At 70.4% G+C, this 19752-nt stretch carries 14 protein-coding genes; 9 read left to right on the top strand and 5 right to left on the bottom strand.

What is annotated here, in order from left to right; translation table 11 throughout:
• Window positions 1–6: 6 nt before the first annotated feature.
• A complete protein-coding gene (locus ACIBQX_RS30180; RefSeq protein ID WP_397010354.1) occupies window positions 7–1329 on the bottom strand; it encodes an ABC transporter substrate-binding protein in 1323 nt (440 codons plus the stop codon).
• A gap of 7 nt (window positions 1330–1336) precedes the next feature.
• Window positions 1337–2584 carry an ABC transporter substrate-binding protein gene (locus ACIBQX_RS30175; protein ID WP_397010352.1) on the bottom strand — a complete coding sequence of 416 codons (1248 nt, stop codon included), beginning with the start codon at window positions 2582–2584 and terminating at the stop codon, window positions 1337–1339.
• 127 nt (window positions 2585–2711) lie between these two features.
• Here ACIBQX_RS30175 and ACIBQX_RS30170 point away from each other — a divergent pair, with 127 nt between their 5' ends.
• The 3 genes from ACIBQX_RS30170 to ACIBQX_RS30160 all read left to right on the top strand — a co-directional run bounded on the left by ACIBQX_RS30170 (window position 2712) and on the right by ACIBQX_RS30160 (window position 6302).
• Window positions 2712–3218 (top strand): PadR family transcriptional regulator, encoded by a 507-nt coding sequence (locus tag ACIBQX_RS30170; protein WP_397010350.1) that lies wholly within the window; start codon window positions 2712–2714, stop codon window positions 3216–3218.
• Entirely contained in the window at window positions 3215–3946 is a 732-nt protein-coding gene (locus ACIBQX_RS30165; RefSeq protein WP_397010348.1) for an ABC transporter ATP-binding protein, read from the top strand. Before ACIBQX_RS30170 ends, ACIBQX_RS30165 begins: the two co-directional genes overlap by 4 nt.
• 79 nt (window positions 3947–4025) lie before the next feature.
• Window positions 4026–6302 carry an FtsX-like permease family protein gene (locus ACIBQX_RS30160; protein ID WP_397010346.1) on the top strand — a complete coding sequence of 759 codons (2277 nt, stop codon included), beginning with the start codon at window positions 4026–4028 and terminating at the stop codon, window positions 6300–6302.
• Here the strand turns inward: ACIBQX_RS30160 and treS are convergent.
• Entirely contained in the window at window positions 6289–7998 is a 1710-nt protein-coding gene (treS, locus tag ACIBQX_RS30155; RefSeq protein WP_397010344.1) for a maltose alpha-D-glucosyltransferase, read from the bottom strand. The genes ACIBQX_RS30160 and treS overlap by 14 nt on opposite strands.
• A gap of 272 nt (window positions 7999–8270) precedes the next feature.
• Entirely contained in the window at window positions 8271–9920 is a 1650-nt protein-coding gene (locus ACIBQX_RS30150) for an asparagine synthetase B family protein (RefSeq protein WP_397010342.1), read from the bottom strand.
• A 70-nt stretch (window positions 9921–9990) separates the two neighbouring features.
• On the opposite strand from ACIBQX_RS30150, the gene ACIBQX_RS30145 reads away from it, so the two are divergent.
• The 4 genes from ACIBQX_RS30145 (at window position 9991) to ACIBQX_RS30130 (ending at window position 15262) form a co-directional block, all read left to right on the top strand.
• A complete protein-coding gene (locus ACIBQX_RS30145) occupies window positions 9991–11838 on the top strand; it encodes a hypothetical protein (RefSeq protein WP_397010340.1) in 1848 nt (615 codons plus the stop codon).
• Window positions 11839–11842: 4 nt separating this feature from the next.
• Window positions 11843–12466 (top strand): anticodon-binding protein, encoded by a 624-nt coding sequence (locus ACIBQX_RS30140; protein WP_397010338.1) that lies wholly within the window; start codon window positions 11843–11845, stop codon window positions 12464–12466.
• Between the two features lie 124 nt (window positions 12467–12590).
• The gene (lysA, locus tag ACIBQX_RS30135; RefSeq protein ID WP_397010336.1) at window positions 12591–13973 is read left to right on the top strand and encodes a diaminopimelate decarboxylase; all 1383 of its coding nucleotides are present in this window, start codon (window positions 12591–12593) and stop codon (window positions 13971–13973) included.
• Window positions 13974–13987: 14 nt separating this feature from the next.
• The gene (locus tag ACIBQX_RS30130) at window positions 13988–15262 is read left to right on the top strand and encodes a homoserine dehydrogenase (protein WP_397010738.1); all 1275 of its coding nucleotides are present in this window, start codon (window positions 13988–13990) and stop codon (window positions 15260–15262) included.
• 63 nt (window positions 15263–15325) lie between these two features.
• On the opposite strand, the gene ACIBQX_RS30125 is transcribed toward ACIBQX_RS30130, so the two are convergent.
• On the bottom strand, window positions 15326–16558 hold the full coding sequence (locus ACIBQX_RS30125; protein WP_397010334.1) for an RNA-guided endonuclease InsQ/TnpB family protein: 1233 nt from the start codon (window positions 16556–16558) through the stop codon (window positions 15326–15328).
• 305 nt (window positions 16559–16863) lie between these two features.
• Between ACIBQX_RS30125 and ACIBQX_RS30120 the strand changes: the two genes are divergently transcribed.
• Window positions 16864–18111, top strand: a complete 1248-nt coding sequence (locus ACIBQX_RS30120; protein ID WP_397010332.1) for a glycosyltransferase family 2 protein — start codon at window positions 16864–16866, stop codon at window positions 18109–18111.
• The gene (locus ACIBQX_RS30115) at window positions 18108–19748 is read left to right on the top strand and encodes a glycosyltransferase (protein ID WP_397010330.1); all 1641 of its coding nucleotides are present in this window, start codon (window positions 18108–18110) and stop codon (window positions 19746–19748) included. Before ACIBQX_RS30120 ends, ACIBQX_RS30115 begins: the two co-directional genes overlap by 4 nt.
• Window positions 19749–19752 lie beyond the last annotated feature (4 nt).

The following is a 19752-nucleotide window of genomic DNA, read 5'->3' as shown; positions in this document are numbered from 1 at the left end:
CCCTCTTTACTTCCAGGCCTTCTTGGCCTCGGCTTCGAGCGCCTCCTGGGCGCCCTTGATGTCGGTCGGCTTGCGCAGGAAGTCCTGCAGAACCTTCCACTCGCCCTTGCCGTCGGTGCCGCCGAACGCGCTCGGCGCCAGGTCGGACATGTCGTAGCGGACCGCGTCGCCGGCGGAGATGATCGTCTGGCCGAGGGCCTTGGTCAGCGGGTCCGGGTAGTTGTCAGGCGAGACGTTCTTGTTGGGGGAGAGGTAGCCGGGCAGCTTGGCCCAGATCTCGCCGCCTTCCTTGGAAGCCAGGAACTGCAGCAGCGCCATGGCTCCGGGGGAGTCCTTCATGGCCACCGCGACGTCGCCGCCGAGCACGACGGGAGCGGTGTCGCCGACCTTCGGGAACGGGAAGTACTTGGCCTCCTCGCCGACCTTGGCGCCCGACTCGACGGCCGTGACGGCCACGAAGTCGGCCTCGATGACCATGGCGGCCTCGTCCTGGCCGTAGACCTTGGTCACACAGGTCGGGAAGTCGGTCTGCAGCGCGCCGCTGTTGCCCTCGGCGAGGAACTCCTTCTTGCCCACGATCTCGGCGATCTTCTCCAGGGCGGTGCCGACGCTGGCGTCGGTCCACGGGATCTCGTGCTTGGAGAGCTGGTCGTACTTCTCCGGGCCCGCGGTCGACAGGTAGACGTTCTCGAACAGGTCGGTCAGCGTCCAGCCGGAGGCGCCGCAGAAGGAGAAGGGCGGGGTGCCGGAGTCGGCGATGGTCTGCCCGGCCTTGATCAGCTCGTCCCAGGTGGTCGGCGGCTGCACGCCGGCCTCCTCGAACGCCTGCGAGCGGTACCACACCAGCGACTTGTGCGCCGCCTTGATCAACACGCCGTACACCTGTCCGTCGGCGGAGCCCAGCTCCTTCCAGTACGGCGTGTAGTTGGCGTCGATCTCCTTGGTGACGTCCGCGCCGAGCGGCTTGAGCGCGTCCTGGTCGGCGTACTGCTGCACCAGGCCGGGCTGCGGGAGGATCGCCACGTCGGGCGGGCTGCCGCCCTGGATGCGCGGGCCGAGGTAGGCGCCGGTGTCCTCGCCGGTGGAGGCGTAGGTGACCTTGGCGCCGGTCTTGTCGGAGAAGGCCTTGAGGACCTGCTCGAAGTTCTTCTGCTCCTCGCCGGTCCACTTGGCGGCGACTTCGAGTGAGACGCCCTCAAGGGTCTTGGCGGCGGCCTGGGTCGGCGACGCCTCCCCGGTCGGCTGCGTGGTCGTCGGCGCGTTGCCGCCGCAGGCGGTGACGGCTACCGCCAACCCCGCCAGGATCGCTACTGCTCTGCCTTTTCGCATGGCTGCCTCACTGGGTTTTGATGATCTCTTCGAGTTCGGCTTTCAACGAGGCCGCCACGTCGTCGGCGGACTCGGAAGACTGGGGTTTGAGCGCCTTGGCGACCGTGCTGGCGATCACCAGGCTGAGCTGGTTGTAGTTGGCGCCCGCCGCACGCGGCTTGGCGGCCAGGATGCTCTCCTTGAGTACGGGAAGGTACGGAAAGCGGTCGATCAGCTCGGGATCGTCGTAAAGCTCCGTCCACACCGGCGGGAAGGACCCTTCGGTGAGGACACGGCGCTCGTTCTCCAGACTCGTGAAGTAGCGGATGAACTCCTGTGCGGTGTGCTGGTGCTTGGAGAAGGCGCTGACGGCGAGATTGATGCCGCCCAGCGCGCTGGAGCCGGGCCCGTTGAGCCCGGGCAGTCTGGTCACCGCCACCTTGTCGCCGAGCCTGACCCTGGCCGGGCCGTAGGCGTGCGGCCAGTTGCGGGCGAAGGCGAGCCGGCCTTCCTGGAAGGCCAGGCGGGACTCCTCCTCCTTGTAGTCCAAGGCCTCCTCGGGGATCCACTCCTCGCGCAGACCCTGCTTGAGGAAGTCGAGCGCGATCGCGGCCTTGGCGGGGTCGAGGGTCACCGTGGAGCCGTCGGGGCTGAGGATCTGCCCGCCCGCCGACTGCACGGCCTCGGAGAAGTTGACGGTCAGCCCCTCGTAGGCGAGGAACTGCCCGGCGTAACCCTCGATGTCATGCTTTTTCGTGATTTTTAGGGCTTGTTGGCGAAGTTCCGCCCAAGTGCGTGGCGGTTTCTTCACCAGGTCGGTGCGGTAGTAGAGCAGACCCGCATTGCTCGTGTAGGGGACCGCCCAGAGCTTGTCCTGATAGATGGCGGTCTCCACGACAGGCGGCAGGAACTTGTCGAGCGGGAACAACCCGCGCTCCAAGGGGATGATCCAGCCGTTGTCGGCGAACTCCGCCGTCCATACGACGTCGAGTCCGAGCACGTCGTAACGGTCGCTCTGAGCTTGCAGGTTGGCCGCTATCTGAGCGCGTTGCTCGTCGGCGACCTCGGGTAGTTCGAGCAGCGTCACCTTTTCGGCCGGGTGGGCCTGGTTCCAGCGATCCAGCAAGGGTTGCAGGTATGCCGTGGTGTCGCGCCCCGTGGCGAAGGTGATCGGGCCGGTTCCGCTGGCTCCGGTTCCACCGCCGCCCTCTTGGCTCACTGTCGAGCATCCGGCCACCACGAGGGCGGCCAGTGCGACTGACAGTGAGCGAATCATCCGGTTGAGCTCCGGTTTCTTCGGGGTTACATACATGTTAGGTAGATGCATTCATGTTAGGCAGCCAGTAATCTGGTGGTCAACGGGTGTCCACGTAACGCATCCGTAACACACGGGGAGGTGAGGTGTGCGGCTTCACCTGCTTGCGCTTCTGGCGAAGGAGCCTGCCCACGGCTATGAGCTCAAACAGGCGCTCGAACAGACCTTCGGCAGCGCCTATCCATCGCCCAACATCGGGCAGATCTATGTGACGTTGAGCCGGCTCGAAAAGGACGGCCTCGTCCGGGCCGTGGACGTCGAGCAGTCCAACCGGCCCAACAAGAAGGTCTATTACCTCACCGCCAAGGGCCGCGACGTGCTCACTCTATGGGTGGACGAGCCCACTGAGGGGCCGCGGGTCCGCGACGAGTTCTTCATGAAACTGGTCCTGGCGCCGCTGACCGGCATCGCGGACCGGATGGCCCTGATCAACCGGCAGCGCCGCCACTACCTGTCCCTGATGGGCGACCTCAACGCCCTGCTCGACGACACCGAGCCCGACGATCGGGTGGCGACACTGCTGATCGAAGGTGCCATGCTGCACCTGCAAGCCGATCTCGAGTGGCTCGAACGGTGTCAGGAGGACCTGGCATGACCCATGCCGTGCTGAAGACGGTCAATCTGGTGAAGGTCTACTCCGGCGGCGCGGTCCCCGTGCACGCCGTGCGGGGGGTGGACCTGGTGGTGGAGCCGGGTGAGTTCATCGCCGTCATGGGCCCGTCAGGGTCCGGCAAGTCCACTCTCGTGCACATGCTCGGCGGGCTGGACGCCCGCACCAGCGGCGAGATCTGGGTCGACGGCAAGCGCGCCGACAGCCTCTCCGAGAGCGCGTGGGCACTGCTGCGCAGGAAGAAGATCGGATTCGTCTTCCAGTTCTTCAACCTGGTCGCCAACATGACCGTGACCGACAACGTCGAGTTACCCGCGCTGCTGGCGGGGGCCTCGCCCCGGGTCGCCCGCGAGCGCAGGGAACACCTGCTCGGCGCGCTCAACCTCACCGACCGCGCCGACGCCTCGCCCGCCCAGCTCTCGGGCGGCGAGCAGCAGCGGGTCGCCCTGGCCAGGGCGCTGGCCAACGAGCCGAGCGTGCTGCTGGCCGACGAGCCCACGGGCAACCTCGACAGCCGCAACACCCGCGACGTGCTCCGCCTGCTCAGCAAGGTGCACAAGGACGGCCAGACGATCATCATGGTCACCCACGACGCCCGGGTGGCCGGCCTCGCGGACCGCGTGGTCTGCCTGCTGGACGGCGAGATCGTGGACGACGGCCGGATCGCCCGCCGCCGCACCGGGACCGCCGGAGCGGTGATCGACCTCAGATGAGTCCCGTAACGAGCCCCGTAATGAGCCCTGCGATGAGCCCCGTGATGAGCGCCGTGATGAGCCCCGTGATGAGCGCAGAATGAGCAGCACAGCACGAGCGGGCGGTCGCTGGATCCGGGCCGACCTGCGGGCCAGAAGGGGCCAGGCGGCGCTGACCGTGCTCGCCGTGGCCGGCATCGTGGCCGCTCTGATCACCGCCGTCACCCTGCTCGAAGACGGCACGAACCCGTGGCGCAGCCTGTTCGCCCAGACCGAGGGCGCGCACGTCTGGTTCTACACCAAGGACCATTCCGCCCAGGTGGCGGGCACCGGGGGCCTCGACGGGGTCACCCAGGTGGCCGGCCCCTACCGATCGGCGCCCGTCACGGTCGTGCGGGACGGCAAGAAGGAGCCCGCGGCGCTGCGCGCGATGCCCGCCACCCCGCCTCAGGTGGCGCACCCGGTGGTGGCCGAGGGCAGCTGGCTGGACCCCGCGCAGGCCGACGGCGTGGTGGTCGAGCGCTCCTTCGCCCGCGCGCTGCGCCTGCGGATCGGCGAGCCGCTCGCCATCATCGCGCTCAGCGGCGAACGCCACCCGCTGTACGTACGCGGCATCGCCGACTCCGCCGAGCAGGGCTTCTACCCGGAGTGGACGCCCGGCCTGGCCTGGGTGCTGCCCCAGACGCTCGACCGGATCGAGCCGATGCTGGGCCGCAGCGAGTGGGTGACCGGGCTGCGGCTGGCCGACGCCGACGCCGCCCAGGTGGTCTCCCAGCGGGTCGTCGTCACGCTCGACGACCAGGTCCAGCGTCTCTACACCTGGCGCGAGGTCCGGGCCGCGATGGAGCTCGACAACCGGCTGCTCGGCACGCTGCTGGCGCTGTTCGGCATGGTCGGCCTGGTGGCCGCCGCGCTCGCGCTGGCCAACGCGGCCGGCGGCCGGGTGCTCGGTCAGCTCCGCGACCTGGCCACGCTCAAGTCCATGGGCTTCACCGCGGCGCAGGTCGCCCTGCTGCTCGTGGTCGAGCACGGCGCGCTCGGCCTGCTCGGCCTCGCGCTCGGCACGCTGGCCGGCTGGGGGTTCGCGGTGGCGCTGCTCGGCGCGACCTCCGTCGCGCCGATGCCGGTGCTGGCCATCGTCGCGGGCACCGCGCTGGTGGTGCTCGCCGCCGTCGGCCTGCCGGCCTGGCGCGGCGGTCGCACCCCGCCCATCCCGGCCGCCCCCGCGCAGCCGCTGCGCGGCCACCTGTCCCGCCTGGCCAAGCTCGCTCTGCTGGTACGGCTTCCGCCCGCGCTCGTCCTGGGCAGCCGGGACGCCTTCACCAGGCGGGTGCCCGCGTTCCTGACCGCGTTCGGGCTCGCCGTGCCGATGATGATGATCACCATCGGGCTGGGCGTGTGGGCCACGCTGGACAACTTCGCCGACCACCCCGAGCAGGTGGGCCAGCACGCCGCCCTGCACGTCGGACCGGGCAAGCTCGAAGCGGCCGAGGCCGAGCGCCTGGTCAAGGCGGACGAGGATGTGCTGGCCGTCTATCCGGGCACCGACGTGAACGCCCTGGCGGCCGGTGAGGGCCGCTCGGTGCGGGTGCGGGCCATCGGCGGCTCGGCGGACCCGTACCCCTTCCCTGTCGTCGAGGGCCGCATGTACGGCGAGCCGGGGGAGGCGGTCGCCGGTCAGGGGCTGCTCGACCTGCTGGGCGTGGGGATCGGCGACCGGGTGCGGCTCACCGTGGGCGGCTCGCCGCTGATCGTGCGGATCGTGGGCCGGGCCATCGAGCCGGACCAGGACGGCGAGGTGCTGTCGGTGGGGCTGGACAGCCTGGCGCCGAAGGACTCGGTGCCGCCCGAGTTCTACGCGCTGGCGCTGCGGCCCGGCGCGGACCGGGGCGAGGTGGCGGCCAGGTTGCTCGCCCAGTCGAGCGAGGGGCTGGACGTGCAGGCGGTGGTCAACCCGGCCGACCGGCTGGCGATCATCCGGGTGCTCATCGTGGCGCTGATCGCGGTGCTCGCCCTGATCGGGCTGGCCAACCTGCTCACCGCCAGCGCGCTCGGACTCCGCGACCACGCCTTCGACCTGGCCGTGCTCAAGGCGATGGGGCTGACGCCGCGGCAGGTCATGGCCACCCTGGTGACCGGCACCGGCCTGCTGGTGGTGCTGGGCGTCGCCGTGGGGACGGCGGCCGGCGCGTCGGTCGTGACCTGGCTGATCGACCTGCAGGGACACACCAGTGGGGTGGGGGCCGGAATCGGCCGCCCACCCTCTGGTCTCTCACTGTCGATCGCCGTGCTGGTCGCCGTGGGCACGGCCCTCGCCGTCGCGCTCATCCCGGCCCGCCGGGCGGCCCGTGCCCAGGTGCCCGTCACGGCACGTTGACGCCGCCCTCACGCTTGAGCGCGAACCAGTAGAAGCCGTGGCCCGGCAGCGTGAGCAGGTAGGGCCGCGGCCCCACCTCGGGGAAGTGCACCCCGCCGCGCGCCTCGATCGGCGTCATGCCCTCGAACCTGCGCAGATCGAGCTCCACCGGCTGGGGGAACTTCGACAGGTTGTTGACGCAGAGCATCACGTCGTCGCCGTCCTCGCGGACGTAGGTGAGCACGCTCGGGTTGGAGGACCACATCTCGGTGTAGGCGCCGACGCCGAAGACCGGGTGGTTGCGGCGGATCTGCAGCATCTTGCGGGTGAAATGGAGCAGTGAGCCCTCATTCCGCTGCTGCGACTCCACGTTGACCGCCTGGAACCCGTAGATCGGGTCCATCACGGCGGGCAGGTAGAGGCGCCCCGGGTCGGCGGTGGAGAAGCCGGCGTTACGGTCCGGACTCCACTGCATCGGCGTGCGCACCGAGTCACGGTCCTCCAGCCAGATGTTGTCGCCCATGCCGATCTCGTCGCCGTAGTACATGACCGGCGAGCCCGGCAGGCTCAGCAACAGGGCCGTGAACAGCTCGATGCGGTCCCTGTCGTTGTCCAGCAGCGGCGCCAGCCGACGGCGGATGCCGAGGTAGGCCCGCATGCGCGGATCCTTGGCGTACTCGTTGTGCATGTAGTCGCGCTCTTCCTCCGTCACCGTCTCGAGCGTGAGCTCGTCGTGGTTGCGCAGGAAGATGCCCCACTGGGCGCTGTCGGGAAGCTTCGGAGTGCGCGACATGATCTCGGAGATCGGCTCGCGCGTCTCCTTCCTGACCGCCATGTAGATGCGCGGCATCAGCGGGAAGTGGAAGGCCATGTGGCACTCGTCGCCACCGGTGGTCGGATCGCCGAAGTACTCGGTGACGTCCTCCGGCCAGCCGTTGGCCTCGGCCAACAGCACCCGGTCCGGGTACAGGCGGTCCACCTCGGCGCGCACCTTCTTCAGGTACGCGTGCGTCTCCGGCAGGCCGGAGCACGCGGTGCCCTCCCGCTCGAACAGGTAGGGGACGGCGTCCAGGCGGAAACCGTCGATGCCGAGGTCGAGCCAGAAGCGCAGGACCTCCAGCATGGCCTCCTGCACGGCCGGGTTGTCGTAGTTGAGGTCCGGCTGGTGGTGGAAGAAGCGGTGCCAGTAGTACTGCTTGCGGACCGGGTCGTAGGTCCAGTTGGACTCCTCGGCGCCGATGAAGATGATCGGCGCGTCGCCGTAGGCGGTCGGTTCGTCCGCCCAGACGTAGAAGTCGCCGTACGGCCCCTCGGGGTCGTGCCGGGATGCCTGGAACCAGGGATGACGGTCGCTGGTGTGGTTCATCACCAGGTCGGTGATGATGCGCAGGCCACGCTCGTGCGCGGCCTCGATCAGCTGGACAAAGTCCCCCAAGTCTCCGAAGTCCGGGAGGATCTTCATGTAGTCGGAAATGTCGTAGCCGCCATCGCGCAGCGGCGACTCATAGAGCGGCAGGAGCCACAGGCAGTCGACTCCCAGCCACTCGAGATAGCCGAGCTGGTCGATGAGACCGCGCAGGTCTCCGGTGCCGTCTCCGTTGGAGTCCTTGAACCCCCGGACGAGAACCTCGTAAAACACCGCCCGCTTGTACCAGGAGGGGTCCTCCGAGATGAAGGTCTCGGCGACCGGCTCCGGTGATGGGGATGCGTTGATCATAATGTCGCTCACAGAAGGAGATGTGGGCAGGACGAAGTCACCGGTTTCCCCGGCGTTGTTATCTGGTGACCGCGCCGCGTGGGGTCGTCATCCCTGCGAACCCATGCCCTTGACAGGACCGGATTTGTGATCCGGTGCCCGCTTGTGCGGCGCTTACGGGCCGAACACTACCAGCCCGTTGGCTTTCCGGAACCCGCTTGTGCTGTGCGAGCTGTAATACCCAAGAGATCTCTGTGTAATCGTGATGTTACCGACCGTTCTTCTCCCTGTAACTAGAAGGGGGCAGACAGGTCACCCAGGTCGGTTTCGTAGTCGCTGAGCCAGAGACCGAAAAGGACCAGCCCCCGCACCCAGAACCGGTCGTTCCAGCCGCTGAACCGGGTCAGCGCGTCGGGCCCGCCCGCGATCACCTCGTGCAGCTCGTCCGAGAGCAGGCCGGGCACCCGGGTGGCGACCACGCCGAGCATCTGGTGCGAGTAGGCGCGCGCGGGAGCGGCCGTGGAGCGCAGCGGAACGCGCCGGAGCGGCTGCTTGATCACGTTCGTCGACGGCAGCGCCGCCACCCGCGGGTTGGCCGCCTGCAGCACCTCGCGGTAGAAACGGCCCTTGTCCTTGCGGGTCACGCCCACCGAGAGCGCGGCGTCGAAGAAGTCCGGATGGATGAACGGCGCGGCGAACGACGACTCCGGCCCCACCAGGTTGACCGCCGAGCGCGCGATGCCCCGCACGGTCCGGGTGTGCAGCACCGACAGCGGCAGCTCCGCCCGGTGGCCGTGCAGCATCGAGGTGGCGGCGGCGAACTGCTCCTGCACCGTCTCGGCCATCCACTGCGCGGCGGCCTTGGACAGCATCGGCTGCGTCGGCGCGCCGAGGCTCAGCGAGCCCAGCACCGCGGCCGACCGCTCGGCCTGCGTGGTCGCCTCCAGCGCGGCCCCGCTGACCATGAAGTTCTTCAGCAGCGGGCCGCCCGCCAGCCCGTCGACCAGCACCCGGCCGGCCTGGTGCACCTGCTTGGCGAAGGGGGCGTACCACGCGTGGTGCGGCGTCAGGTATTCGAGCCTGCGCGCCACCTCCCGCGCGTCCTCCGGGTAGTCGGCGGCGTCCTGCATGATCACCCGGTGCGGGATGCCCAGCTCGCGGGTGATCGAGCGGGCGAACGCGATGTCGGTGTCGTTGCCGTCGTCGGGGCTCGTCGTCCACGACTCCACGTCGAACCCGCGCGCCTTGGCCACGCTGCCCAGCAGCCGCGAGTCGTAGCCGCCGCTGATCGGCACGAGCAGCTTGCGGCCGTCGTAGTCCTTGTAGACCTCGTGCAGCAGCTCGACGATCTCGCCCGCGCTGGTCCACGCCTCGTAGGGCTCGCGCCGCAGCCAGCGCGGCAGCCGGCGCTCGGTGGCCAGCCTGCCCTGGTCCCACACCAGCGCCCCGGAGCCGGGCAGCCGGCTGATGTCCGCGTAGGGGGTGGCCTCGCCCAGCGGGAAGGTCACCTGGAGGATCGACGCCCAGGCCGACCAGTCGATCGAGACCGGGACCAGCGAGATCAGCGGCTGGATCAGGGAGGAGAAGTAGACCGCCTCGCCGAGCCGTACGTAATAGACGTCGACCAGCCCCAGCGCGCCCGCGTGCAGCGTGACGCGCGAGCCGTCGCCGATCAGGCCGGGAGTCTCGTACGTCTCCGCGACCGACATCCAGTCGTCGACGAGCTCGCTCCGCTCCAGGGCGGGCCTGCGCTCGCCCCAGGAGAACGCGAACGCCTCACCGGCCCGTTGATAGGGCGGCAGCGGCGTGGAGCTGAACAGCGCCGCCTCGGCCGTCTGGAGCGCGGGCCTGACCCGGGGCCCGGCGGCGGACAGCTTGCCGAGCAGGGCGCCGTCGATCCGGCCCAGAGCGCCGCAGACATAGGGCCGCACGTTGAACTGCACCGGATGTCATCCCTTCGAGCCGCTTCCCGCAAAAGAGTATCCTTTGCCGGGCTGAGAGACGGAGGTCCACGTGTCCATCGAGCTGGAAAGCACGCGCAGGGCGTTGCGGGATGCTGTCGCACAGGCAGAGCACGCCGCCGAGCTGGCCCGGTTGCTGGCCGCCGCCCAGAGCAGGCTGGCGGAGGCGGAGAGCCGGGCAGGAGAGGCCAGGGAGCTCGCCGAGAAGCTGACCGAGGCCGAGGAGCGGCTGGAGGACGAACGCACCGCGGTGGACAAACTCCGCAAGGAGCTCGCCGAGCAGCGCTACCAGGCGGAGGTGGCCAACTGGAAGCTCTCCTCGATCAAGGTGGCCCGCTGGAACCGCCTCGGCGACGCCATCAAGAGCGGCAAGAACAACCCGATGCGCCTGGCCAAGGGGCTCAAGGGCGCCACCAGGCCGGTCAAACGGCCCATCGCGCCCAAGCGCAAGCCGGTCGCCGGCGCCGGCCAGGGCAAGGACGAGCGCCCCGGCGCCGCCTTCCAGGCCACCACGTCCACCAGGACGCTCGGCGGGGCCTCGTTCAAGCTCAAGCCGTACCGCGTCCCCACAGGCCCCAACACCCGCCCGCACATCACCGCGGCGGTGATCGCCGACCCCCACGTCGAGGCGCTGCTGCGCTACGAGTGGCGGCAGAGCACCGGCTTCACCCCGCGTGACTTCGCCAGGGTGCTGCCCCAGGAGGTGCCGCACCTGCTCGTAGTGGAGTCCGTGAGCCAGGGGCCGTGGGCCGGGGAGCTGCGCGGCGAGCCGGGGCAGGGGCTCAGGGCGCTGCTGGCCTGGTGCGCCGAGCGGGGCATCCGCACCGTGTTCTGGCACACGCAGGGCGACGTCTCCGACTACGCCGCCGCGGCCGAGCTGTTCGAGCACCGCTTCACCACCGATCTGACCGTCGGCTGGCCCCGCCTGCAGTTCGGCGTCCAGCCGCGCGTGCACAACCCGCTGCCCCTGGCGGGCGGCCGCATCGACCGGGTGCTCACCCTCGACCAGCTGCTGCCCGGTCACCTGAGCTATCCCGACGTGCTCACCTCCTACCGCTGGCCCGCCGCGGTCGACTGCCCGCCCGGCACCCCGCAGTGGCGGCTGACCGAGCTCGCCGCCTGCGGCACCCCGATCGGCGACGACCCCGACACCCGCCGGGCCCATGTGGCCCTGCGCCGCGCCTACAGCGGCGGCACGATGACGGACCGGATCGACACCATGCTGGAGGCGGTCGGCCTGCCCAGCGCCCGCGCCACGCTGGACGTCTCGGTGCTGCTCGTCATCCCCGACGCCACCCGCATGGAGCACGCACTGGCCCAGCTCGCCCGGCAGAGCGGGGTGGTCCAGGCGATCGTCATCGGCCCTGACGAGGCCGAGCAGCGCGCCCGCGACATGCTGCCGGACGCCGACGTGGTCTTCCGCCGCCTGCGCCCCGATCTGACCGTCGGCGCCATGCTCGGCCACGGGCTCGACCTGTGCGAGGCCGACCTGGTCGCGGTCATGGACCCGCGCGACGTCTACGGCGGCCACTACCTCACCGACCTGCGCCGCGCCTTCCTCTTCAGCACCGCCGACATCGTCGGCAAGGCCGCCTTCTACGCCCACCTGCGCAAGCCGCAGGCCACGCTGCTCAAGCAGCCGGACGCCGAGTACGCCTACCTGCCGGAGATCGCCGGGGCCACGCTGCTCGCGCGGCGCAACGCCCTGCGCGAGGTGGGCTTCGCCGACCTGACCGACGGCTGGGACGAGGTGCTGATGCGCCAGTGCCGCCAGGACGGCGTCAAGGTGTTCTCCGCCGACCGGTTCGGCTACGTGCGGGTCCGCGACGAGGACCGCTGGCTGCTCGGCGCCGCCCACCTGGTCGAGTACGGCTCCGCCGAGCCGCACGCGCTCATCTGACGCCGTGACGCCGGGGCGGCTGGCCGGGGTGCTCGGCGAGCCGCCGGAGCCGGAGGGCACGTGGGCGGCCGAGGCCGCGTACGTGTCGGCTGCCGCGCTGCGGCGGCGGATCCCGCCCGCCGAGCTGGCCGGGCGGGTCCGGTCGCTGCCCGGCGTCGCCGGGGTGGAGGTGCGGCCCAACGGGTTCCTGCGGATCGTGGTGGCGGTGCCGGGCGCGCTGGTGGAGGAGGTCGAGCCGCTCGGCCTGCCGGATCCCGGCTGGCCGGACTTCCCCCGGACCTGGGACAACCCCGGTTTCGTGGTCCGCTACGGGCATGCCCGCGCGGCGGCGGCGCGCCGGTGGGCGCGGGAGCTCGGGGTGCCCGTCGGCGGCTTCAGGCCCGAGCTGCTCGACGACCCGCACGACCGGGCCGTGCTGCGGGTGCTGGCGGAGCTGCCGGGGCGGCTGGCGAGCCGGGATCCGGGCTGGGAGACTTACCTGGTGCGGCTGGCGCTGGCCTATCATGACGCGCACGAGCACGCCCCGGCGACGCCGATCGGGGACGAGCCGCCCGGTGCGGTGCACGGGGCGAGGGTGCGGCTGGCGCAGGCCGTACAGGATGTGCTGATGGGACCGGATCGGTTGTGAGGGTAAACAAAATATCCGGTCAAACGGCGAAAAAGCGTAAAAAATCCGCTCAGGTACGGTGATCGCGTCTCGATACGTGGGCAGGCTGTCCGGGGCGAACGGTGGTTCGGATAGCCTCGTTCGGGTGAGTCGATTCGCCCATCCTGCCGGGGACCGTCACGCTGAGACGCCGCCCCACGAGCGCCCCCCGCTGGCGCCCGCCGACCTCAACCGGATCAACCCCGCGATCTGGCCGCGAACGTCGAGCCGGGTCGATGGCACGCTCACGGTCGGCGGGCTCGACGTCCGCGAGCTGGCCCGTGAGTACGGCACCCCGCTCTACGTGCTCGACGAGGACGACGTACGGTCCCGCATGCGCGACTACGCCACCGCCTTCGCCGGGTCCGAGGTGCACTACGCCGGCAAGGCGTTCCTGTGCAAGGAGATCGTCCGCTGGCTCCAGGACGAGGGCCTCGGCGTCGACGTCGCCAGCGGCGGCGAGCTGGCCGTCGCGCTCAGCGTGGGCTTCCCCGCCGAGCGCATCACCCTGCACGGCAACAACAAGTCCGCCGCCGAGCTCACCAGGGCGCTGGAGGCCGGCGTCGGGCACATCGTGGTCGACTCCTACGAGGAGATCGCCCGCCTGGGCTACCTCGCCGAGCGGCTCGGCAAGCGGCCCAAGGTGATGGTCCGGGTGACCACCGGCGTCGAGGCGCACACCCACGAGTTCATCGCCACGGCGCACGACGACCAGAAGTTCGGCCTGTCGCTCAACAGCGGCGCCGCCGCCGAGGCCGTGCGCCGCATCCTCGCGCTGCCCACGCTGGAGCTCGTCGGCCTCCACTCGCACATCGGCTCGCAGATCGTCGACACCGCCGGGTTCGAGGTGGCCGCCCGCCGCCTGGCCTCCCTGCTGGTGCAGATCAAGGAGGAGCACGGCGTCGTGCTCCCCGAGCTCGACCTCGGCGGCGGCTACGGCATCGCCTACGTCGACGAGGACGAGGCCCCCGACATCAAGCTCGTCGCCGACGGGCTGCGCGAGATCGTGCGCAAGGTCTGCACCGACGCCGGCCTGCCCGTGCCCCGCCTGACCGTCGAGCCCGGCCGCACCATCGTCGGCCCCGGCGGCATCACCCTCTACGAGGTCGGCACCGTCAAGGACGTCGAGGGGCTGCGCACCTACGTCAGCATCGACGGCGGCATGAGCGACAACGTCCGCACCGCCCTGTACGGCGCCGAGTACACCGCGGTGCTGGCCAGCCGCGAGAGCACCGCCCCGCCGATGCTCAGCCGCGTCGTCGGCAAGCACTGCGAGAGCGGCGACATGGTGGTGCGCGACTGCTACCTGCCCGCCGACCTGGCTCCCGGCGACCTGATCGCGGTCGCCGCGACCGGCGCCTACTGCCGGTCGCTGGCCAGCAACTACAACTACCTGCCCAGGCCCGCCGTGGTCGCCGTCTCCGGCGGCAAGGCCCGCGTGATCGTGCAGGGCGAGACCGAGGACGACCTGTTGAGAGGGCAACTGTGAGCAAACCGTTGAGGGTGGCCCTCCTGGGCTGTGGAGTCGTCGGCTCCCAGGTCATCCGGCTCATTCACGAGCAGAGCGCCGACCTGGCCGCGCGCATCGGCGCCCCCGTGGAGCTGGCCGGCGTGGCCGTCCGCCGCCTGGGCCGCAAGCGGGACGTCGAGGTCGACCCCGCCCTGCTCACCACCGACGCCGAGTCGCTGGTCACGCGCGACGACATCGACATCGTCATCGAGGTCATCGGCGGCATCGAGCCCGCCCGGTCCCTGATCACCGCCGCCCTGTCCAGGGGCAAGTCCGTCGTGACCGCCAACAAGGCGCTGCTCGGCGAGGACGGCGCCACCCTGCACGAGGCCGCCCGCGCCGGCCGCGGCGACCTCTACTTCGAGGCCAGCGTCGCCGGCGCCATCCCGCTGCTGCGCCCGTTGCGCGAGTCCCTGGCCGGCGACCACGTCAACCGGGTCCTCGGCATCGTCAACGGCACCACCAACTACATCCTGGACAAGATGGACTCCACCGGCGCGTCGTTCACCGACGCCCTGGAGGAGGCCCAGACCCTCGGCTACGCCGAAGCCGACCCCACCGCCGACATCGAGGGCTTCGACGCGGCGGCCAAGGCGGCCATCCTGGCCGGGCACGCCTTCCACAGCCGGGTCACGGCCGCGCAGGTGCACCGCGAGGGCATCACCGAGATCACCGCCACCGACGTCGCCTCCGCCAAGGCGATGGGCTACGTCATCAAGCTGCTGGCCATCTGCGCCCGCTCCGACGACGGCCGCTCGGTCGGCGTCCGCGTCCATCCCGCCATGATCCCCAGGACCCACCCGCTGGCCGGGGTCAGGGAGGCCTACAACGCGGTCTTCGTGGAGGCCGAGTCGGCCGGGCAGCTCATGTTCTACGGCAAGGGCGCGGGCGGCGCGCCCACGGCCTCGGCCGTCCTCGGCGACCTGGTGGCCGTGGCGCGCAACCGCCTGGCCGGCACCCGAGGCGCGGAGGAGTCCACCTACGCCTCCCTCCGGGTGCACCCGATCGGCGAGACGGTCACCCGGTGCCACGTGGCGCTGGACGTGGCCGACAAGCCCGGCGTCCTGGCCACGGTGGCCGAGCTGTTCGCCAAGCACGACGTGTCCATCCAGACGGTCCGGCAGGAGGGCCACGGCGACGACGCCCAGCTCGTCATCGTCACCCACCGCGCCACGGACGCCGACCTGACGGCCACCATGGAGGACCTGCGCGAGCTGGACGTGGTCCGGGCGGTGGCGAGCGTCATGCGGGTGGAGGGCGACGATTGACCTCTCCCTGCCATGAATGACGGGGATTCTCCCGCATCGCTGCGGGAGGTTACTGGTTCTGTCCTATGCCGCTTGCGCGGTGAGGGTTTCGAGGGCTGCCCCACGAGACGGTGCCCGTGCTGGTCTTGTGCTCTCTCCGCAGTCGTTTCGGGTGTCCGCCGGCCCGGCGGCCACCTGGTGCGTCTGCCGAAGGCGGATACCCTCGGCGAGGATGTTGAGCGCTGCCGCGACGTCGCGGTCGTGGTGCTCACCGCAGGACCGGCAGTCCCATTCGCGGACGCCCAGGGGGAGCTTCCCGACCTTCCAGCCGCAGCACGGGCACAGCTGGGAGGACGGAAACCAGCGGTCGATCTTTATGACCGTCCGCCCGTACCGCTGGGCTTTGTATTCCAGCATCGCGAGGAAAGCGCCCCATCCGGCGTCGTTGACGCTCTTGGCCAGCATCCCCTTGGCGAGGGCTCCCACCGACAGGTCCTCCACGTAGATCGCTTGGTTGTCGCGGATCAACGCGGTGGACAGCTGATGGTGGAAGTCTCGGCGGGCGTCAGCGACCTTGGCGTGCTGGCGGGCGACCTTGAGCCGGGCCTTGGCCCGGTTCGCGGACCCCTTCTCCTTCTTCGCGTGCTCGCGCTGGAGTTTCCCCAGTTTGCGCTCCCGGCGGCGCAACCAGCGCGGATTGTCGATTTTCGTGCCGTCGGGCAGGACCGCATACGCGGTCAACCCCACATCGATGCTGCTCTCATCCTCGGTCTGTGGAAGCGGGATGCCGATGCTCTCCACGACGAACGACGCGAAATAACGCCCGGCCGCATCCTTGATGATCGTGACCGAGCCTGGATCGGACGGCATGGCGCGCGACCAGCGAACTTCGACCTCTCCGATTTTCGGCAGGACCAGACCCCGGTCGGTGACCTTGAACCGGGCGTTCTTGGTGAACCGGATCGTTTGGCGGTGGTCTTTGCGGGACTTGAACCGGGGCGGCCCCAGCTTCGGGCCGGGCCGTTCGCCGGACACGGAGGTGAAGAAGTTGCGGTACGCGGTCGAAAGGTCCGCGAGGGACTGCTGGAGCACCACCGCCGATACTTCGCCCAGCCACGCCCGCTCGGGGGTCTTCTTCGCCTCGGTGAGCCTCGCGGACAGCACCGCGTCGGGGAGGAACGGCTGCCCAGCTCGGTAGGCGTCTTGCCGGGCGCGCAAAGCAACGTTGAACACCACACGAGCGCACCCGAACGCCCGAGCCAGCGCATTGCGCTGCCCAGCGTCCGGATAAACCCGGTAGCTGTAGCGCAGCTTCACCGAACACCACCTCCTACACACTGCAATCATTCGCACACTTTCTGCGAACTCGAACAGGTTAGCGGCTACTCCATGACCACGCCAGGCGAATACCGACGAGGCATACATCGAGCAGCAACGTTGACCAACGCGACGGCCCGTGGTCCGCACGCTCCTGGCCGCTCCGCCCCAAGCCGGGCCCATCTACTGATGGGAATCGCATCCATCCCTGGCTTGAACCGTGAAGGCTGGGGCTTTCTGCGGACATTCGGCAAACGGCGTAGGGTAGGCGCCGATCAAGTCCCGCAGGTCAAGGAGCAGCGCGCATGACCTTCAGTCCAGCCGGTTTCCTGCGCACGCCGGAGCAGGGGCTGGCCCGCCTGCACTGGCACGAGGACGCCTGGGCCGTCGACGGTCAGGCGCTCGACCCCGAAGTGCTGCACACCCTGCGCGGCCTCGACATCGACTGGCCCGCGCCCGACACCGGGTCGCCTGTGACGGGGGCCGGGTTCGACGCCGAGTGGGCCGGGGTCGAGGTCGCGCTCGACGGGCTCGCGCGGCTGGCCGCCGCCGGGGTGCCGCTGACGGCGGCGCACGCGCCGCCGTGGGTTCCCACCGACCTGGCCGCCCTGCTCACCGACCGGAGCTGGCTGGACCACGCCGCTGACGACACCGCTGACGACACCGTACGCAGCCTGGCCGACCTGCGGCGCGAGGAGCACAGCGTACGGCTGCGTCGTCTGGCCGCGCAGCCGGCCACGATCGCCAAGGTCAGCGTGGTCATGGCGACCAAGCGGCCTGGCTTCGTCGCCGGCGCGCTCGCCCAGATGGCGCGGCAGCGCGGGGTGGAGGTGGAGGTGATCCTCGGCCTGCACGGAGTCGCCTACGACGAGGTGCGGCAGGCCGCCGAGGCGTGCCCGCTGCCGCTGCGCTGGATCGAGGCCGAGGCCGGGACACCGTTCGGTGAGGTGCTCAACCAGGCGGCGGCCCTGGCCGGCGGCGACTACCTCGCCAAGTGGGACGACGACGACTGGTACGGCCCGGACCACCTGGCCGACCTGCTCATGGCGGCCGATTACTCGGGCGCCGACGTGGTGGGGGCCTCCGGGGAGTTCTTCTACCTGGAGCCGTTGCGCACCACGATCAGGCGTACGACGTTCGCGTCCGGGGCGGCCTATCCGAGCGAGGTGTGGGCCGATCACATCGCGGGCGGCACGATCATGGTGCCGGTGGCGAAATTTCGCGATATTGGGGGATTTCCGGGGCTTCCTAAGGCGGTGGACCGTGAATTCCTCAAGGCCGCGAGCGAGGCCGGAGCCCGCATCTACCGCACCCACGGCCTGGGATACATGTTGCGCCGTGGGCTGAGCGACCAGCACACCTGGCAGCTCCCGCTCGCGCACTTCCTCAAAGTCGCCACCAACCAGTGGCACGGCTTTCGCCCGAGCCTGCTCATGGAGCCCGATCTGCTGACGGAGTCGAGCATGAAGCCGAGCATGAATGCGAGCACGATGTCCAGCACCGGACCGAGCACGGGGGCCCGCACGGGGCCGAGACTGCTGGAGACAGCATGAGGGTGCGCGGCAACGACTATCGCGTCCTCGACCCGCCCGAGCGGTTCACCCCGGAGCTGCGCGTCAGCGTGATCGTGCCGGCCTTCGGCGGTCAGGACAAGCTCGACCTGGTGCTGGCCGCGCTCGCCAGGCAGACCTATCCGGCGGAGCTGACCGAGGTCATCGTCGTCGACAACGGCAGCACGCCACCGCTGCGGCTGCCCGGCACCCGCCCGCCGGGCGCCCGGCTGATCCGCTGCGAGAGGCCCGGTCGGCCCAGCGCCCGCAACGCCGGGCTGGCCGAGGCCGCCGGCGACGTCATCCACTGGCTCGACTCCGACGTGGTGCTCACCCCAGGCGCCGTCGAGGCCCACATGCGCTGGCATCACGCCGCCCCCTACCTCGTCGTCGGCGGGTTCATGCGCTTCAGCGAGGCGCCGCTGCCCGCCGAGCTGCCGGACGACCTGGAGTCCTACTTCGAGCCCGCCGAGCCGCACCGCTGGATCATCGACCTGCTGGAGCGCACCGACGGGCTGACCAAGCGCACCCCGCGCCCCTTCAGCCTGCACGTGGGCGGCGCGACCTCGGTCAACGCCCGGCTGTTCGAGCTCGCGGGGCCGATGGACGAGGAGCTGATCCTCGGTCAGGACACCGAGATGGGCTACCGGCTGGGCCAGGCCGGCGCGGTCTTCGTACCCGAGCCGCGGGCCCTCGCCTACCATCTCGGCCCGACCATGCGGATGCGGCACAAGGAGCGCATCGACCGGGTCAGCTTCGCGTTCGTGGGTGACCGGATCCCCCTCTACCGCTGGCTGCGCTCCCATCCCGGCCGCCAGTGGAAGATCCCGTACGTCGAGGCCGTGGTGGACGGCACCGTCGGCTACGAGAGCGTGCGCGCCACCGTCGACGCTCTGCTGGCGGGCACGCAGCACGACCTGCGCGTGGTCATCGTCGGCCCGTGGGAGGGGCTCGACCAGGACCGGCGTGCCCCGCTGAAGGATCCCAACCTCGAACTGGTCCTGGTGCACGGCCATTTCGAGCACGAGAGCCGGGTGCGGTTCGCCACCACCGGCGAGGTCGACCTGGCCGTCCCGTACGTGCTGCGCCTGCCGCCCGGCTGGGCCCCCGGCGAGGACTCCGTGGCGAGCCTGCTCGACCTGGCGCGCACCGGACAGCACGGCCTGATCAACGTGCTGCTCGACGAGTCGCCCGCCGGCGTGGTGGCCGCCCGCCTGGAGCGTCCGGCCGCCTTCGCCCGGGCCCGGATCGTCGCCGGGCCGCAGGAGAACCTGGACGACGTCGTCGACGACGTCTCCTCCGTCACCTGGGTCGACGGCGAGACCTACGGCTTCACCAGCGAGCCCGCCAAGCCGCTCGGCCGACGCGGCGCCTACAACGCCAGGATCAAGGCCGAGGCCGACGTCGAGCGGCTGACCGGGGAGAACGAGCGGCTGCGGGCCCAGGTCGTCAAGTGGCGCGAGGAAGCGGGCACCTGGCGCAAGGACGCCGTCGAGTACCGGCGCGACATCGGCGCCCTCCGCAAGGAGGTCTCCGAGCTGCGCCGCGAGCTGGCCGCCGCCCAGCGCGCCCAGGACAGCCTGCGGACCGTCATGGCGGCCACGGTCAGGCGCGCCCTGGGCAGGAAGACCGGCAGATAGCCCA

Source organism: Nonomuraea sp. NPDC049714 (genome assembly GCF_044465295.1).
Classification (GTDB): domain Bacteria; phylum Actinomycetota; class Actinomycetes; order Streptosporangiales; family Streptosporangiaceae; genus Nonomuraea.
Note: the sequence above shows the minus strand (reverse complement) of the source record. Positions and strands in the feature narration are given on the sequence as shown.

What these genes read in the sequence shown, in the direction of transcription:
- ACIBQX_RS30165 (WP_397010348.1), top strand. Translation starts at nt 3,215, where the DNA reads ATGACCCATGCCGTGCTGAAGACGGTCAATCTGGTGAAGGTCTACTCC.
- ACIBQX_RS30180 (WP_397010354.1), bottom strand. Translation starts at nt 1,329, where the DNA reads ATGCGAAAAGGCAGAGCAGTAGCGATCCTGGCGGGGTTGGCGGTAGCC.
- ACIBQX_RS30115 (WP_397010330.1), top strand. Translation starts at nt 18,108, where the DNA reads ATGAGGGTGCGCGGCAACGACTATCGCGTCCTCGACCCGCCCGAGCGG.
- ACIBQX_RS30120 (WP_397010332.1), top strand. Translation starts at nt 16,864, where the DNA reads ATGACCTTCAGTCCAGCCGGTTTCCTGCGCACGCCGGAGCAGGGGCTG.
- ACIBQX_RS30175 (WP_397010352.1), bottom strand. Translation starts at nt 2,584, where the DNA reads ATGATTCGCTCACTGTCAGTCGCACTGGCCGCCCTCGTGGTGGCCGGA.
- ACIBQX_RS30160 (WP_397010346.1), top strand. Translation starts at nt 4,026, where the DNA reads ATGAGCAGCACAGCACGAGCGGGCGGTCGCTGGATCCGGGCCGACCTG.
- treS (WP_397010344.1), bottom strand. Translation starts at nt 7,998, where the DNA reads ATGATCAACGCATCCCCATCACCGGAGCCGGTCGCCGAGACCTTCATC.